Annotated in this window: 14 protein-coding genes and 2 pseudogenes; 6 read left to right on the top strand and 10 right to left on the bottom strand. The window is 62.3% G+C overall.

Annotated elements, in window-relative coordinates:
- Positions 1-69 precede the first annotated feature (69 nt).
- From AC0L39_RS01040 to AC0L39_RS01030, 3 genes and pseudogenes are all read left to right on the top strand, one after another.
- Positions 70-1,326 carry a CoA transferase gene (locus AC0L39_RS01040; RefSeq protein WP_473260023.1) on the top strand — a complete coding sequence of 419 codons (1,257 nt, stop codon included), beginning with the start codon at positions 70-72 and terminating at the stop codon, positions 1,324-1,326.
- On the top strand, positions 1,323-2,549 hold the full coding sequence (locus AC0L39_RS01035; protein ID WP_473260021.1) for an acetyl-CoA C-acetyltransferase: 1,227 nt from the start codon (positions 1,323-1,325) through the stop codon (positions 2,547-2,549). Before AC0L39_RS01040 ends, AC0L39_RS01035 begins: the two co-directional genes overlap by 4 nt.
- Positions 2,549-2,887: pseudogene (locus AC0L39_RS01030) on the top strand (HTD2 family dehydratase); the annotation flags it as partial. The gene AC0L39_RS01035 and the pseudogene AC0L39_RS01030, both read left to right, overlap by 1 nt.
- A gap of 511 nt (positions 2,888-3,398) precedes the next feature.
- On the opposite strand, the gene ppk2 reads toward AC0L39_RS01030, so the two are convergent.
- On the bottom strand, positions 3,399-4,175 hold the full coding sequence (ppk2, locus tag AC0L39_RS01025; RefSeq protein ID WP_473260020.1) for a polyphosphate kinase 2: 777 nt from the start codon (positions 4,173-4,175) through the stop codon (positions 3,399-3,401).
- Between the two features lie 64 nt (positions 4,176-4,239).
- On the opposite strand from ppk2, the pseudogene phhA reads away from it, so the two are divergent.
- A pseudogene (phhA, locus tag AC0L39_RS01020) lies at positions 4,240-5,179 on the top strand (phenylalanine 4-monooxygenase).
- Positions 5,180-5,265: 86 nt separating this feature from the next.
- Here the strand turns inward: phhA and AC0L39_RS01015 are convergent.
- The 6 genes from AC0L39_RS01015 to AC0L39_RS00990 all read right to left on the bottom strand — a co-directional run bounded on the left by AC0L39_RS01015 (position 5,266) and on the right by AC0L39_RS00990 (position 11,041).
- A complete protein-coding gene (locus AC0L39_RS01015; protein ID WP_473260018.1) occupies positions 5,266-5,514 on the bottom strand; it encodes a hypothetical protein in 249 nt (82 codons plus the stop codon).
- An 83-nt stretch (positions 5,515-5,597) separates the two neighbouring features.
- Positions 5,598-5,855: a hypothetical protein gene (locus AC0L39_RS01010; RefSeq protein ID WP_473260016.1), complete on the bottom strand. Its 258-nt coding sequence runs from the start codon at positions 5,853-5,855 to the stop codon at positions 5,598-5,600.
- Between the two features lie 100 nt (positions 5,856-5,955).
- The gene (locus AC0L39_RS01005; protein WP_473260014.1) at positions 5,956-6,813 is read right to left on the bottom strand and encodes an undecaprenyl-diphosphate phosphatase; all 858 of its coding nucleotides are present in this window, start codon (positions 6,811-6,813) and stop codon (positions 5,956-5,958) included.
- Between the two features lie 65 nt (positions 6,814-6,878).
- The gene (locus AC0L39_RS01000; protein WP_473260012.1) at positions 6,879-8,345 is read right to left on the bottom strand and encodes a M13 family metallopeptidase; all 1,467 of its coding nucleotides are present in this window, start codon (positions 8,343-8,345) and stop codon (positions 6,879-6,881) included.
- On the bottom strand, positions 8,281-9,054 hold the full coding sequence (locus AC0L39_RS00995) for a hypothetical protein (RefSeq protein ID WP_473260010.1): 774 nt from the start codon (positions 9,052-9,054) through the stop codon (positions 8,281-8,283). The genes AC0L39_RS01000 and AC0L39_RS00995 overlap by 65 nt, the downstream gene beginning before the upstream one ends.
- Before the next feature lie 151 nt (positions 9,055-9,205).
- Positions 9,206-11,041, bottom strand: a complete 1,836-nt coding sequence (locus AC0L39_RS00990) for an ABC transporter transmembrane domain-containing protein (protein ID WP_473260008.1) — start codon at positions 11,039-11,041, stop codon at positions 9,206-9,208.
- A 198-nt stretch (positions 11,042-11,239) separates the two neighbouring features.
- On the opposite strand from AC0L39_RS00990, the gene AC0L39_RS00985 reads away from it, so the two are divergent.
- On the top strand, positions 11,240-12,490 hold the full coding sequence (locus AC0L39_RS00985; protein ID WP_473260007.1) for a polyhydroxyalkanoate depolymerase: 1,251 nt from the start codon (positions 11,240-11,242) through the stop codon (positions 12,488-12,490).
- A 103-nt stretch (positions 12,491-12,593) separates the two neighbouring features.
- Positions 12,594-13,046: a hypothetical protein gene (locus AC0L39_RS00980; RefSeq protein WP_473260005.1), complete on the top strand. Its 453-nt coding sequence runs from the start codon at positions 12,594-12,596 to the stop codon at positions 13,044-13,046.
- Between the two features lie 47 nt (positions 13,047-13,093).
- Here AC0L39_RS00980 and AC0L39_RS00975 read toward each other — a convergent pair whose 3' ends face one another.
- From AC0L39_RS00975 to AC0L39_RS00965, 3 genes are all read right to left on the bottom strand, one after another.
- Positions 13,094-13,693 (bottom strand): DUF4126 domain-containing protein, encoded by a 600-nt coding sequence (locus AC0L39_RS00975; protein ID WP_473260003.1) that lies wholly within the window; start codon positions 13,691-13,693, stop codon positions 13,094-13,096.
- Between the two features lie 76 nt (positions 13,694-13,769).
- Positions 13,770-14,729 (bottom strand): DUF5996 family protein, encoded by a 960-nt coding sequence (locus AC0L39_RS00970; RefSeq protein ID WP_473260001.1) that lies wholly within the window; start codon positions 14,727-14,729, stop codon positions 13,770-13,772.
- A gap of 15 nt (positions 14,730-14,744) precedes the next feature.
- Positions 14,745-15,926, bottom strand: coding sequence for an acetyl-CoA C-acyltransferase (locus AC0L39_RS00965; RefSeq protein ID WP_473259999.1), 1,182 nt, complete (start codon positions 15,924-15,926; stop codon positions 14,745-14,747).
- Positions 15,927-15,991 lie beyond the last annotated feature (65 nt).

Genomic DNA, 15,991 nt, shown 5'->3' with positions numbered 1-15,991 from the left:
TTCCGCCCTTGAGGAAATGCTTTCGGGTTTAAGGAAGGGGAACGGGCTCGCGCACCCACAGGGACATAAATGTACAACCTCCTCGGCAACCTCTCGATCATTGAAGTCTCCAGCTTCGTCGCCTCGCCAACTGCGGGCCTGTATTGCGCGCAGATGGGCGCGGAAGTCATTCGCGTCGATCACAAGGCAGGCGGGCTGGATTACGACCGCTACATGCTGACCAAGGAGGGGCGCTCGCTGTCGTGGGAGAACCTCAACCGCGCGAAAAAATCGGTCGCATTGGACCTGCGCAGCAGTGAAGGCCGCGAGCTGTGCGTAGAGCTGGCGGCAAAGACCGGACAGTGCATCACCAACCTGCCGGAAAAGAGCTTTCTCAGCCATGCCGCGATGAAGGCCGCACAGCAGGCCAATACAACCTGGGGCGCGCCCGAAATGACATCGGTTCGGATCATGGGCTGGCATGACGGGCGGCAGGCGATGGATTTCACTGTCAACGCGGCATCCGGATATCCGCTGATGACCGGGCCGGAGGATTGGGACATGGCAACCGCGCCGCCGGTCAACCAGGTCCTGCCGGCATGGGATTTCATCACCGGCGCCTATTGCGCCTTCGCATTGCTGGCTGCCCTGCGTCACCGCGATGCAAGCGGCGAAGGCAGCGAGGTCCGCGCGCCGCTGGGCGATGTTGCCATCGGTACGGTCGCCAATTCAGGGATGATGGCAGAAATGCTTTATCGCGGATCGGACCGCGCGCGGCTCGGCAATGCGATCTGGGGGGCGTTCGGGCGCGATTTCCGCAGCAAGGACGGGGTGCGCTTCATGGTGGCGGCACTCACGCCCAAACAGTGGAATGGGCTTGTCGATGCCTTTGGTGTGGCCACTCCGATTGGTCAGCTCGAAGCGGAGGTCGGCGTGAAGTTCGCAGACGGCGACCGCCCGCGTTTCGAGCACCGCCACGCGCTGTTCGACATCTTTCAGACCGTCGCGGGCAGCCATGACTACAAGGCGCTGGAATCGCTGATGAGCGCGCAGGGGTGCACTTTCGAGCGATACCGCACCGCGCATGAAGCCGCGAACGACCCTGTGCTGGTCGCGGACAATCCGCTGTTCGGCCCATCGCCCGCCAACCCTTCGGGCTTTGAATACCCCGCCACCCGCAGCTTCGCCAACTTGCCGGCTCAGGCGCCAGGCGACCCCGCTCCCGCTCCCTATCTCGGACAGCATTCCGAAGAAGTTCTGGCCAGCAAGCTTGGACTTTCGAGCGGGGCGATCGGCAAGCTCGTCGATGCAGGGACCGTGGCTTTGAGTGACAAGGACAGACCATGACCAGACGCGCCGCAATCGTATCGCCGCTCCGCACGCCGGTGGGCAAATTTCTTGGCGGGCTCTCCAGCCTCAACGCCGGGGAACTTGGCGCGATCATTCTCAAGGCGTTGATCGAGCGTTCGGGCATCGACCCTGCGCGCGTCGACGATGTCGTTTTCAGCCAAGGGTACGGCAATGCCGAAGCGCCCGCGATCGGGCACTGGTCGTGGCTCGCCGCAGGTTTGCCGCTGGAGGTGCCGGGATACCAGCTTGACCGGCGCTGCGGCTCCGGTGTGCAGGCGGTCGCCAACGCCGCCATGATGGTCGAGACGGGCATGGCGGACGTCGTCGTCGCGGGCGGGTGCGAGAGCATGTCCAATGTCGAGCATTACACGCTGCAAGGACGCGGCGGCGCGCGGATGGGCGATATCACGCTGCATGACCGTCTTTCACGCGGGCGCCTGATGAGCCAGCCGATCGAGCGTTTCGGCATCATCACCGGCATGATCGAAACCGCCGAGAACCTCGCCAAGGATTACGAAATCACCCGCGAGCAAGCCGATGCATTCGCTGTGCGAAGCCACCAGAACGCGGCAGCGGCATGGGAAGCGGGCAAGTTCGGCGATCATCTGGTCACCGTCGATGTGCCGCAGCGACGCGGCGATCCGTTGACGTTTGCGCAGGACGAGGGGTACCGCGCCGATGCGTCGATGGAGACGCTCGGCACATTGCGCGCCATCGATGGCAGGCGCGATGCGGACGCCATCGTCACCGCAGGCAATGCCAGCCAGCAGAACGATGCGGCGGCAGCCTGTCTGGTCGTGGCCGAGGACAAGCTTGATGAGCTCGGCCTCACACCCTCTCTCTGGTTCGGCGGATGGGCAGCGGCGGGCTGCGATCCTTCGCGCATGGGCATCGGCCCCGTCCCGGCCGTGAAGCGGCTGTTCGAGCGGCGCGGATATTCCTGGGACGATATCGGCCTCGTGGAACTCAACGAAGCCTTTGCACCGCAAGTTCTCGCCGTGCTCAAGGGATGGGGGTGGTCTGCGGACGATTCCCGCCGCGACATGCTTAATGTGAACGGCTCGGGCATTTCGCTGGGCCACCCGATCGGCGCGACCGGAGGTCGCATCCTTGCCGACATGGCCGCCGAAATGCACCGGCGCGAAGTCCGCTACGGCCTCGAGACGATGTGCATTGGCGGAGGTCAAGGGATTGCGGCGGTGTTCGAACGGGCCGTTTGATGGGCGATTGGGACGCCTGGATAGGACGTGAGCAGCGCAGCGCCGACCGGCTCGATGAAGCATTTGCAGCGCGCTGGCTGGCGACCTTCGATGTTCCGGCACCGGCACAGCCGATCATGCCGCAGGGCGTGCATTTCTGCCTGTGCGCGCCCGAAGCGCGAACCGGCCAGCTTGGCGCAGACGGCCATCCGTCTCGCGACACCGGACCTGCCAGCTTCCTCCCGCCATTTCCGATGCCGCGCCGGATGTGGGCCTCATCCGAAATCGAGTTCCGTGCGCCTATCCCTATCGGTGCGGTCATCGAACGGACCAGCCGTGTTGCCTCGATCAGCGAGAAAGAGGGCAGCAGCGGGCCTCTTGCCTTCGTGAATGTCGAGCACGAAACACGCGCCAACGGCACGCTTTCGGTGATTGAGACCCAAACGCTGGTCTACCGCGAAGCTGCCCCAGCCGTTGCGCCGCTCTCGCCGCCGAAACCTTCGGACTGGAAATTCGACGCCGCTGCGTGGGACGCGCATCGCAGCATCACGCCCGATTCGCGCCTGCTGTTCCGCTATTCCGCGCTGACCTTCAACACCCACCGCATCCATTACGACGCCCCGTATGCGCGCGAGGTCGAGCGGTATCGCGGTCTTGTCTTGCATGGCCCGCTCACTGCCAGTTTGCTGCTGCAACTGGCCGCAAGCCAGCTTGGCGAGAATACGCTGCGCTCATTTGAGTTCCGCGGACTATCGCCAGCTATTGCGGGTGAGCCCCTGCACATCGTCATGCGAACGGTACCGATGCCGGTTTCGAACTCGCCGCCTTCGCCGATGACGGGCGGCAGGTCACCAAGGCGAGCGCCAGGATCTAGTCGATCGGATAATCCGCAATCGGTTTCAGCACCGAATAGCTTTCATTCTTTGGCTCCCGCCCAAGGTCCGGGAAGTCGATCTCCGGCGGCGCAACATGCATGTCCGGCATCCGGTCGAGCAGGTCGCGGATCAGGGTCAGCCGCCCGCGTTTCTGATCGTTGAAATCCACCAGCGTCCACGGCGCATGGTCGGTATGGGTGGCCTCGAGCATCGCTTCACGTGCGGCGGTATAGGCGTCGTATTTCCCGCGCGCTGCCAGATCGACCGGGGAAAGCTTCCAGCGTTTCAGGGGATCTTCGAGCCGTTCCCTCAATCGCTCTTCCTGCCGGTCCTGATCGGTCGTCAGCCAATATTTGAAAAGCAGGATGCCATCATCGACCAGCAGTTTCTCGAAAGTGGGCGTCTGGACGAGAAAATCGTGAACCTGCGCGTCGTCGGCATAGCCCATCACCTTTTCCACCCCGGCGCGGTTGTACCAGCTGCGGTCGAACAGAACGATTTCGCCGGTCGTTGGCAGATGCTGGATATACCGCTGGAAATACCATTGCCCGCGTTCGGCATCGGTCGGCTTGCCCAATGCAACGGTGCGGCACTGACGCGGGTTGAGCTTGTCGCGCACAGCCCGGATCGCGCCGCCCTTGCCCGCCGTGTCGCGCCCTTCGAACAGCACGACGATCCGTGCGCCCGTCGTCCTCGCCCAGCGAGCCATCCCAACCAGTTCCTCGGTCAGCGGCTCCAGAGCCTTGCGGTATTCCTTGCCCCTCAATCCCATGTGCGCCCTTTCATGGCCCAGTTTGTCCTTGTCTCGCGGCGGTGGTAGTATCAAATGATACGTTATGGCTACACTCGCTGACCCCGAAACCGATTTTTCGGCCCTTCCCGAGCTTCCGGAGGATGTCTTCACTGCGCCGCTGGCGAAGCCGCCGCATCTCGGCGACGATTGGCTGGAACCTGCGCAAACCGTTTATTCTTCCCAAGATCACGCGATCTGGGATGAACTGTTCGCGCGGCAGTTGGAAGTGCTTCCGGGCCGCGCTGCAAGCGCCTTCATGGCAGGTCTGGAGAAGCTCGACCTGGCGCGCGGCGGCATCCCCGAATTCGGCGCTTTGTCCGAGGAACTGGACAGCCTCACCGGATGGAGCGTCGTGCCGGTGCCGATGCTGATCCCCGACCACGTGTTTTTCTGGCACCTCGCCAATCGCCGCTTTCCGGCGGGCAATTTCATCCGCGCGCGCGAAACCTTCGACTACATCCAGGAACCCGATGTCTTTCACGACGTCTTTGGCCATGTCCCGATGCTGACCGACCCGGTCTATGCCGATTACATGCAGGAATATGGCCGCGCCGGGTGGAAGGCGATGCATTACAACCGGCTGAAGGCGCTCGGCGCGCTCTACTGGTACACGGTCGAGTTCGGACTGATCGAGGAAGCGGACGGGATCAAGGCCTATGGCGCCGGTATCCTGTCAGGACCGACCGAGGCGAAGTTTGCGGTGGAGGCGACCAGCCCGAACCGAGATCATGCTCAATGTCGACCGGGTGATGCGCACCGATTACGTCATCAGCGATTTGCAGCCGACATATTTCGTGATCGAAAGCTTCGAGGACCTGTTCAAGCAGACGGTCGAGCGTGATTTCGACCGGCTCTACCGCAGCCTCGCGCCGAATTTCACCTATGCCAACTCGGCAATCATCGATGTCGACAACGTGGTGCATCGCGGGACGCAGGAATATCACCTGCGCGGGGGCAGGGGCTCAGGGGCCGCGCCAGTCTGAATCGGCTTGCCACGCTGGACTGATTGCAAAGAAAAAGGGCGCCGGATTGCTCCAGCGCCCTTTTCATTAGCAAAAGCTTTTTGCGATTACATTTCGTCGATTTCGTCGGCCTGCTCTTCAGCGGCTTCTTCCATCGCGTCGGTGTTGTCGTCCATCACGTCGGCCTGATCTTCGGTGATCGCGCCGGCTTCTTCCATGGCGTCAACCTGGTTGTCGCGGGCGTCTTCCATCGCTTCGATGTTGTCTTCTGCTTCGTTTTCGGCAGCGCTGTCACAAGCGGCGAGGGTGAGGCCGAGCGATGCGACCGAAGCGAGTGCGAGTGTGCGAATGTTCATATAATTTCCCTTGGTTCCTTGTTGAATATGGAAACAAAGCGATTGTGGCGAAAATTTGTTCCCAAATCAATCCATTGATTCGTCTAAGCTTCGGCGCTGCGCCTGATCAACGTGTGATAGAGCGCGACCGCCCCGATGCCTGCGACCAGCGCCGCGCCAAGTGCGACGAGCGAGAGGCCGCCAATGAAGGTGCCATTGTTCACAATCAGTCCGATGACGAGCGTCGCGCCGACACAGATACCCATCAGGCGCAGGATGTCGCGTGACGCCTCGACGCGCGTAACGATCGAGGCCAGCCAGCCTATCGTTGCTCCCAGCACTATCAACACCAACAATGCCATTTCGTCATTCTTCCGTTCAAAATTTTGTTTTCACTTGCATAATGCGCACGCTAGCATTGTGGTTCCAAACAAAATGTCCGCATTTTTTCAGGGGTTTGGATCAGAAGAAATAAAACAGCGCGCAGCCCATCGCCACGCGGTACAGCACGAATACCAGCATCGAGGCGCGTTTCAGGAAGTTCATCAGGAACGCCATCGTCGCAAATGCGGCGATAAAAGTGAGCACGCCCGCTATCAGCGCATCGAACGCGAGGACCGATCCGGCCTCGAAAATCTCGGGCACGATGAGCACCCCTGCGCCCGCGACGGCGGGGATGGACAGCAGGAACGAGAAGCGCGCCGCCTCGACCCGCTTGTACCCCAGGAACCGCGCCACGGTCATGGTGACGCCCGACCGGCTGGTGCCCGGTATGATCGCAAGTGCCTGTGCGATGCCGACAATCAATCCATCGCGCCAGGTCATGTCCTCGAAGGATTTGACTTCCTTGCCGATCCAGTCGGCGATGCCGAGCAGGATGCCGTAGACGATCAGGTTGAAGGCGATGAGGTCGGTGAAGCGGATCGACGACATCAGGTCGTCATCGACTACGGTGATATCAAACCAGGTTTCGGCAATCGAGTTGAACGCGCCCAGCTTGATCGCGAGGCCGAACGCGACAGCGGGGATTGTGCCCAGGACGATCCACCAGACCAGGCGGCGCTCTGCCGGGGCATCGGGCCGGTCCGCACCGATCCCGATGCTGGCGAACCCTCCGCGCGCCAGCACCAGCACGTCTTTCAGGAAGTACACGATGATCGCGAGCAGCGATCCGACATGCACCGCGACATCGATCAGCGGGCCCTGATCGGAAAAATCCGTCAGGAACGGGATCAGAATCAGGTGACCCGATGAGGATATCGGGAGAAACTCGGTAATCCCCTGGACGACCGCGATGATGAGAAGCTGAAGAAAAGTCATGGCTCGCGCTCCTTGGATGAAGCGCGGGCCATGTCAATTCGTTTGCGAATGCTCGCGGGGCTAAATCACCAGATGCGAATGCGCTTTTTCGGGGGCAAATAGAGCTCGTCTTCGGGTGAGACATTGAAGGCCTCATACCACGCATCGAGGTGACGCACCGCGTTGTTGAGGCGGAATTCGCCCGGCGGGTGGTTGGCTGTCATCACGCGGTTGCGCAGGCTCTCCTCACGCTCCATCCCGCGCCAGATCTGCGCGAAACCAAGGAAGAAACGCTGGTCGCCGGTCAGGCCGTCGATCACAGGTGCCTCTTCACCGTTCAGCGAGATGCGATAGGCGCGGTAGGCCATTTGCAGGCCGACCACATCGCCCAGCGTCTCGCCCATCGACTGGCCGCCGCGCAGGCAGACTGGGCCTTCGGGACTGTCGACCGGGCAATAGGATTCGATGAATTCGGCCATGCGATCGGTGAACTGGACGAAGCCTGCACGGTCGTCGTCCTGCCACCAATTGCGCAAGGTCCCGGTCGCATCGAACTGCGAGCCCTGGTCGTCATAGCCGTGCCCGATCTCGTGCCCGATCACCGCGCCGATGCCGCCATAATTGACCGCCGGATCGGCGCTGCCGTTGAAGAACGGTGGCTGCAGGATCGCGGCTGGAAAAACGATGCGGTTGGTGAGCGGCGAGTAATAGGCGTTCACTGTCTGCGGAAACATGCCCCATTCGGTCGGATCAACCTCTGTGCCGAGGCGCGACCGCATGTCTTCATCGTTCCAGCGCGCCTGTGCCATGCGATTGCCAAGTGGGTCGCCAGCCGAAATCTCGAGCCCGTCATAGGTCTTGAACTCGTCCGGATAGCCGATCATCGGCACGAAGCCATTCAGCTTGTCACGCGCTTCGGCGATGGTGCCTGGCGTCATCCACTCATTATTGTCGAGCGCCTCGCTCATCGCTTTCTGGAGGTTGGCGACCAGTTCATCCATCCGCGCCTTGCTGTCGGGCGGGAAGTATTGTTCGACGTACAGCGCGCCGAGCTGTTCGCCGAGCGCACCTTCGACCGCGCCAATTGCGCGTTTCCAGCGCTCCTGCTGCTCTTCGCGCCCGTTGATGGTCTGGCCGAAGAACGCGAAACTCGCATCATCGAGCTCGCTGGAGAGAACCGGGGCGTGCGCAGTGAGGAACGACTTGGCCATATAGGCCTTTATCGTGGCAAGCGGTGTTTCGGTCAGGAGCTCCATCATTGCAGGAAGACCGCCGCCGATCATGTCGATCTGTTCCGGTGTCAGGCCCGCTTCGGCGATCTCCTCTTCGGTCGGCGGGATTTGCGAGGCGAGAAAGCGCGTCTGGCCGTCAAGCTTGGCCGAGGTGAGCAGCGTTTGAATCGGGAAATCGCCCGCCATCGCAGTCAGGTCTGCCGGGGTCAGCTCATTGTAGGTCAAGGTCGGCTTGCGAAAGATCTGCCGCGCCCATTCAAGCTCGGCAACCTTGCGCTCGAATGCGTAGACTGCCTCGTGCCGCATCAGCGGGGTCGGCATATCCTGCTGCGCCCAGAACGGTCGCGAGATAGTCCATATAGGCAGCGCGGATCTTGAGGTTGTTCTCCGAATCCACGAGGTAGTAATCGCGGTCGGGCAGACCCATTCCATCGAAACCGATCCCGACCGCATATTGCGTCGGGTTGCGCGCATCGATGGTCACGCCCGCGCTCACCAGCGAGGGATAGCCCGGCTTGCCGAACAGCGAGACAAGCGCGTCAAGGTCGCTGGCCATGTAGATGTCGGCGAGAAAAGGCTGTGCCGGGACAAGACCGCTCGCATCGATGGCCTCGACATCCATGAAGGCGTTGTAGGCATCGACAATTCGCCGCGCCTGCGCGCCCGGCTCGGGATTGGAGGCGACCAGCGCCTCCACGAGCTGGCGCACGTCCGTTGTCGCGCCTTCGCGAAGCATGTCGAACGCGCCAAAACGCTGGCGGTCGGCAGGGATTTCGTTTGCAGCGATCCACTTGCCGTTGACATAGGCGTTGAAGTCGTCGCCCGGATCGACGCTGTCGTCGATCAGCTCGGTCCCCACGCCCCATGTGCCAAAGTCCATGGTCGGCGCTCCCGATCCCTCCGCTTCGGTCTCGTCCAGAAGCGCTTCGATGGTCTGTGCCGGATCGGCATCGTGAGTGCCGGCAATGGCAGGCGCGGTGAATGCGAGTGCAGCGATGCTGGCACCCAGAAGAGCTTTGGTTCGATTCATGAATGTGCGTCCCGATTTGAACTAGATTTGAATTCCCGGAAATCTGCTTAGCCTTCCGGACAAGGCGATGGGGTCGTTTGTCCGACGGCGCATGGCATTGGTCGAATTCTGGCCGCGCGGGGCAAGGATATCGCGGGCTTTCGCCGCCCGGCTACGCCGCTTCGTTGGCCGCGAATTGCAGCTTCGCAAGGCGCGCATAGAGCCCGCCCGTTGCGGAAAGCTCGGCGTGATTGCCCTGTTCGACCACTTCGCCGTCCTCCAGCACAATGATCCGGTCCGCCGCGCGGACGGTCGCCAGCCGGTGCGCAATTACCAGCGTCGTGCGCTGCTGCATCAGCGTCTCGAGCGCCTGCTGCACGAGTTGTTCGCTTTCGGCATCGAGCGCGCTGGTCGCTTCGTCGAGCAACAGGATCGGAGCATCGCGCAGGAGCGCGCGGGCGATGGCAACGCGCTGTTGCTGCCCGCCCGACAATTGGGTCCCGCCTTCGCCGAGATACGTGTCGAGGCCGTCAGGCAGGTCACGCAGGAACCCTTCGGCATTGGCGGCGCGCGCGGCTTCCCAGATATCCTCGTCGGATGCGTCCCAATTGCCGTAGCGCAGATTGTCGCGCGCATTGGCGCTGAACAGCACTCCGTCCTGCGGGACCAGCGCCAACCGGTCGCGTATGTCGGCAGGATCGGCCTTGGTCAGCGGCACACCGTCGAGGCGGATCGTGCCGAGCTGCGGATCGTAGAACCGCTCGACCAGCTGGAAAATCGTCGACTTGCCTGCGCCCGACGGGCCCACGATAGCAACGGTCTCGCCCGGCTCTATCTCCAGCGTGAAGTCCTTGAGCGCAGCGGTTTCGGGCCGTGCCGGATAGCGGAACGTGACATTGCGGAAAGACAGGCTCCCGCGCGGCGGCTGCGGTAGGCTTTCGGGCCGTGCAGGCGGCGCGATGGTCGGTTTCGCCTCGAGCAGCTCTGCAAGCCGGCTGGCCGCCCCTGCGCCGCGCAGCAGCTCGCCATACACCTCCGTCAGCGCGCCGAACGCACCTGCGACGATCATCGCGCCGATGATGAAGGACAGGATCGTACCGCCAGTAATATCGCCCGCGGCCACTCCCTCTGCCCCGCGCCACAGGATCAGGACGATCGAGCCGAAGATCGCAAGGATGATAATTGACGTCATCGCCGCGCGCAGGATGATCCGGCGCTTCGCTGTCTCGAACGTGCGCTCGACAGCGCCGCCGAAGCGGTCCGCCTCGCGCTCCTGCTGGCCGAAACTCTGGACGATCTTCATCGCGCCCAGCACCTCGGTCACCATCGCTCCGACATCCGCGACCCGGTCCTGGTTGTCGCGCGAGATGCTCCGGATGCGGCGCCCGAAGAAAACGATCGGAAGGATGACCGCCGGAATGCCGACCGCGAGCCAGATCGTGAGGCCGGGCAGCAGCCAGAACAGGTAGATCGTCCCGCCAATGCCGAGGAAAATGTTGCGCAGCGCCACGGAGACGGTCGTCCCCACCACCGTCTCGATGATCGAGGTATCCGCCGTCATCCGGCTGGAGATTTCCTTGGGGCTGTTCTCTTCGTAGAACGATGGCGACATGCGCAAGAGGTTGCGGTGCACCTTGCGGCGAATATCGGCGACCACCCGCTCTCCGATCCAACTGACGAAGTAGAACCGCGCCGCCGTGCCGAATGCGATGACGACAACGATCACGAGCAGATACCGGAACCAGCGCCCGATATCGCCTGCCTCTCCGCCAGCGCCGCCAAATCCCTGATCGACGATCAGCTGCGAAGCGGCGGGGATCGCCAGCGTGCCGGCAGCCGTGATCAGCAATGCCAGCAGCGCAAAAATCACTTGCCGCGGATATTTGGCCGCCTCGCGGTAGACCATGCGCAAGGGCGCGAGCGAGCGCGGCTTGCGCGGCTCATCCGCCGCGTCTGCGGTTCTGCCCCGCTCTTCAAGCTGGGTATCGTGCGTCGATTGCGCGTCCATCTTGCCGCCGATCTAGCTACGCCTTGCCGAAATTTCACGTGCAAAAAGCACACAGGTCCCCGGCAGAATGCCCGTGCCCTCATTATTGTGCGTTGCACAATAGGCTCGAAAGCCCCATTTACGTTGCAACGTACCTGTCATGCAGGGCGAATGACTGCTCATCGCATCTTTTCGCGAGAGCGCCAACAGGGGCCCACAATGCTTTACCACGCCTATGAAATACAGCGCAGCTGGATGAACAGCGTCAGTTCGTGGGCGTCGATCAGTTCCTCGATCCTGACGAACCCAGCCAATCCCTTCGGCAAGATGGGCGCAGGTCCGCTCGCCGCGAGCGCGCTCGACGTGTTTGCCCACGCGACCGCCGATTACGGCAAGCCTGCTTTCGGCATCACCGAGATCGAAACGGACGGCAAGGTCTATCCGGTGATCGAGGCGACCGTAGTCAACCGTCCGTTCGGCGACCTCAAGCGGTTCCGGCTCGACGGAGTGGACGACGCCAAGACCGAAAAGCGCCCCAAGATGCTGATCGTTGCCCCGATGAGCGGGCATTACGCCACTCTGCTGCGCGGCACGGTCAGGCGGATGCTTCAGCAATACGAGGTCTACATCACCGATTGGGCCGACGCCGCGACGGTGCCGGTGCACGAGGGCGACTTCGACCTCGACACCTACATCGATTACCTGATGGAATTCCTCGAATATATCGAGAGCGTTAATCCGGGCCAGCGTCCGCACATGCTCGCCGTGTGCCAGCCCTCTGTCCCGGCGTTTGCCGCAACCGCGCTGCTCAACCAGCACAAATCGCCTGCCACCCCGCTGACACTCACGATGATGGGCGGCCCGATCGACACGCGCGAAAGCCCGACATCTGTCAACGATCACGCGATGAACCGCCCGATCGAATGGTTCCGCAACACCGTTATCACGAAGGTGCCGATGAATTACCGGGGTGCGGGCCGAAAGGTCTATCCTGGCTTCATGCAGCTATCCGCGTTCATGAGCATGAACCTGCGCAGCCACATGATGAGCCATTACGAGATGTTCAAGCACCTCACCGCAGGCGACACCGACAGCGCGCAGGCGACCAAGGATTTCTACGACGAATACCGCGCCGTGTGCGACATGACGGCGGAGTTCTACCTCCAGACGGTCGAGGAAGTGTTCCAGAAGCACTCGATCCCGAACGGCACGTTCGAGCACAAGGGCGAGGTGGTCGACCTGGCGCAGATCACCGACACCGCGCTGCTCGCCATCGAAGGCGAGCGCGACGATATCTCAGGCCTCGGCCAGACCCGCGCGGCGCTGAAACTGACGCCGGGCCTGCCAGAGGACAAGAAGCGCTACTACATGGCCGAAGGCGCCGGACACTACGGCATCTTCAACGGCAGCCGCTGGCGGGACCAGGTGGCGCCGGTGGTCGAGGAATTTGTAGCGGCGCATTCGGGGTAACGGTCTCTGCCCCGACCAAACCTCTGTTTGCGATCGCGGTTGTGGAGCTTTCCGGTAGCGATTAACTCCATGCTTTATGAGGTTACCTTGGCACGCGCGACCCATGGACAGAAATCGACTGATCCTTGCGGCAGAAACACTCGCTTCTTTTTGGCATTGCGATGAAGATGAACAGGCCGCAGCACTTCAACGCAAGGGGTTCGACAAAGGCGAAGCGTGGAGATTGATCAATTTTCTCCCGATGGCGTTTAGTAGGCCGATCCTTGAAGAGCTTGGAGCGACGCGTTTCTCTCCGACTGTTTCGGCGACCAATTCCGAAGGGAGAGAAGTAACCGCAAAGCTAAACCGTCAACCGGAATATGTAGGGGCACTGAAGCTCGCTCGATCCCATAGAACAAGCGGGGCAATGGATCATGCTGTCTTCAAGTTAATTGCGGAAAGCAGCTCTGAGGTCGATGCTGCGAGCAAAGCGCTAAATGCGGGGGACGACCTTCATGGTTCCTATGTAACAACATTGCTCAACGGCGAGGAAGTAGCGGACTTCCTGCTTCTCTGAGAATCCGCTTTTGTCTAATCACGTATATAGAGTGCGACCCCACAACCTCACCCCTCAACCTTGGGCGTCCTGAAAAACACCCGTTTGATAACCCGCCGTGCCATCACGAGCAACGCGACCATCAGCGCCAGCAGCACCGCTGCGATCCCACCTGCGACCACGGGATACTCATAAGCCAGCCACAGCAACCCAACTGCCGCGATATCTTCGGTGGTCGAGACCGCGACATTGCTGACCGGCTCGGGCGAGGTGTTCACCACGGCGCGCGCGCTGGCCTTGCCGCCATGCGCGAGGAAGCTTGCTCCGCCGCCCAGCAGGAACGCGACCACCTGCATCGCCGGGTCTGATGGATCGACAATCGCCAGCGCCAGCAACGCGCCGCCGACCGGGCGCACCAGCGTGTGGACCGTGTCCCACGCGCTGTCGAGCCACATCACCTTGTCGGCGAAGAACTCCGCGAGCGCGCCAATCAGCGCGATGCCCATCACCCAAGGGTTTTCGAGCACCGCGAGGCTCGCAAGGTGCTCGGGCACAGGCAGCGCATCCAGCCGCATCGCAAGCCCGGTCGCGAACACGCACAGGTAAAGCCGCCAGCCCGAAAGCAGGCTGACGCTGCCAGCGATCCCGATGATTTCCATGATGCCCAAAGCGTGCCCTCCCGCCGCGAAGAATGCGGACAATCGGCGGTGAGGGCAAGGCTTGAGCGAGGGTCAGGCCTGCCGCTCAATCGCGGTTCCGCAGCGCTGCCAGGTCATACGGCTCGCCGAAATTGCCGCCGGGTATCTCCAATGCCGAGCGGTCCCACCCGCCGCGCTGGGCAATCGCGGCGTAGGTTTCCTCGAGAAATGCGAGCAATGCCGCATCCGGGTCGTCCGCCGCGATCACTGACGCATACGGCAGGACGAATTCGCCCAGATCGCCGTGCCAGTAAGCGCCCGGGGACGAGAGCGACACGTCGCTCAGACCGCCGGGTGAAGGATAGCCGTAGGCGTAGAACGCGGCCTCATCCACGCCGCCGCCGCCCAGCCAGAACCCTGCGCTTGCCACTTCGTGACTGTAGGCTTCGCGCGTGACGCGGTCGGGCAGATTTGGAAAACCGCCGGGATGCAGCGGCGCTTCGCGTCCCGAAAAGCGCGTGACCGCCAGATCGAAACTGCCCCAGAACAGGTGCGAAGGGCTCGATTTGCCGACAAAGCCGCTGCGGAAATGCTCGAACACCCGGTCGGCGCTGCGGAAAGCGGCGTGAAACCGCCGGACGGCATCGGCATCCCAGCTTCGCTCTCGCTCGTCCTCGGCAAAGGGGATTGCCGGATCGACCTCGTTTGGCGCTCCGGCAACATCGGTCGCGATACCGGCCTTGCCAAGCAGCTCTTCGAACTCGTCGAGGAATTGCGCGACCGTCTGACCCGTCACGGACATTGCGCCGCGAAACCCGTCGGATGTTTCGAGGACCATTTCGCTTGCAATGCAATCGAACAGGATTTCGGCATCGCGCTCGCCGACCGCCACTGGATAGGAGCGAAAGCCGCGCGGGCAGGCGCGCAGGGCCAGATGCCAGCCGTGATTGCACCACACCCGTGCGCGGGTCGGCAGCTTGCCGATAACTTGCAGATACGCATGGCAGGTCTCGATAACCGCTTTATCGGCGGCGTAGTCGAGATCAGGCCAGCGTCCTGCAATCATCGGTCCGGCTTCCTATCAGTATACCTCGAACAGCCCCGCTGCGCCCATTCCGCCGCCGACGCACATGGTCACCACGACATATTTCGCGCCGCGGCGCTTGCCTTCGATCAGCGCGTGGCCGGTGCAGCGTGCGCCGGTCATGCCGTAAGGGTGGCCGATCGAGATCGAGCCGCCATTGACGTTGAGGATGTCGTTATCGATGCCCAGCTTGTCGCGGCAGTAGAGAACCTGCACGGCAAAAGCTTCGTTGAGTTCCCACAGGCCGATATCGTCCATCTTGAGGCCGGTCTGCTTGAGCAGCTTCGGGATGGCGAAGACCGGGCCGATACCCATTTCGTCAGGTTCGGTTCCGGCGACAGCCATGCCGACATAACGGCCGAGCGGCTGGAGGCCCTTCTGCTCGGCGAGCTTGGCTTCCATCAGCACGCTGGCCGAGGAACCGTCGGACAGCTGCGATGCGTTGCCGGCGGTGATGACCTTGTCCGGACCCATGACCGGGTTGAGCGACTGAAGGCCTTCCAGTGTGGTCGAGGGGCGGTTGCCTTCATCCTTGGTGATGGTGGTTTCGACCTGCGAAACCTCGCCGGTCTCCTTGTCCTTCACCATCATGGTGGTGGTGGCGGGGACGATCTCGTCGTCGAACTTGCCCGCTTCCTGACCTGCTGCGGTGCGCATCTGCGATTGCAGCGCGTATTCGTCCTGCGCTTCGCGGCTGATGCCGTAGCGCGCAGCGACGGTTTCAGCCGTGCTGAGCATCGGCATGTACACGTCCTTGTGCATCGCGATCAGTGAGGGATCGGGAGCGACGCGCATTTCGGGGGTCTGGACCATCGAAATCGAATCCTGACCGCCGCCGACGACGATATCCATGTTGTCGACCACGATCTGCTTGGCCGCAGTAGCGATTGCCATCAGGCCCGATGAGCACTGGCGGTCGATGGTCTGGGCAGCGACGGTAACAGGCGCGCCGCCGCGCAGCGCGACCTGGCGACCGATATTGCCCGCCTGCGTGCCCTGCGTGAGGACAGCGCCCCATACGACATCGTCGATCTCGCCAGCGTCGATACCGGCGCGCTCGACAGCGGGCTTGAAGGAAAACGCGCCAAGGGTGGCGCCGGGGGTGGCGTTGAAGCCGCCCTTGTAAGCCCGGCCAATCGGCGTGCGGGCGGTGGAGACGATGACTGCGTCACGTGACATGTAGGGGTGTCCTTTCCAAGGAGTATCAGGGTTCGTCCGCGCGGGGCGGAGCAGGTTTCAGCGGG

The organism is Erythrobacter sp. K21-9 (assembly GCF_055808355.1).
Note: the sequence above shows the minus strand (reverse complement) of the source record. Positions and strands in the feature narration are given on the sequence as shown.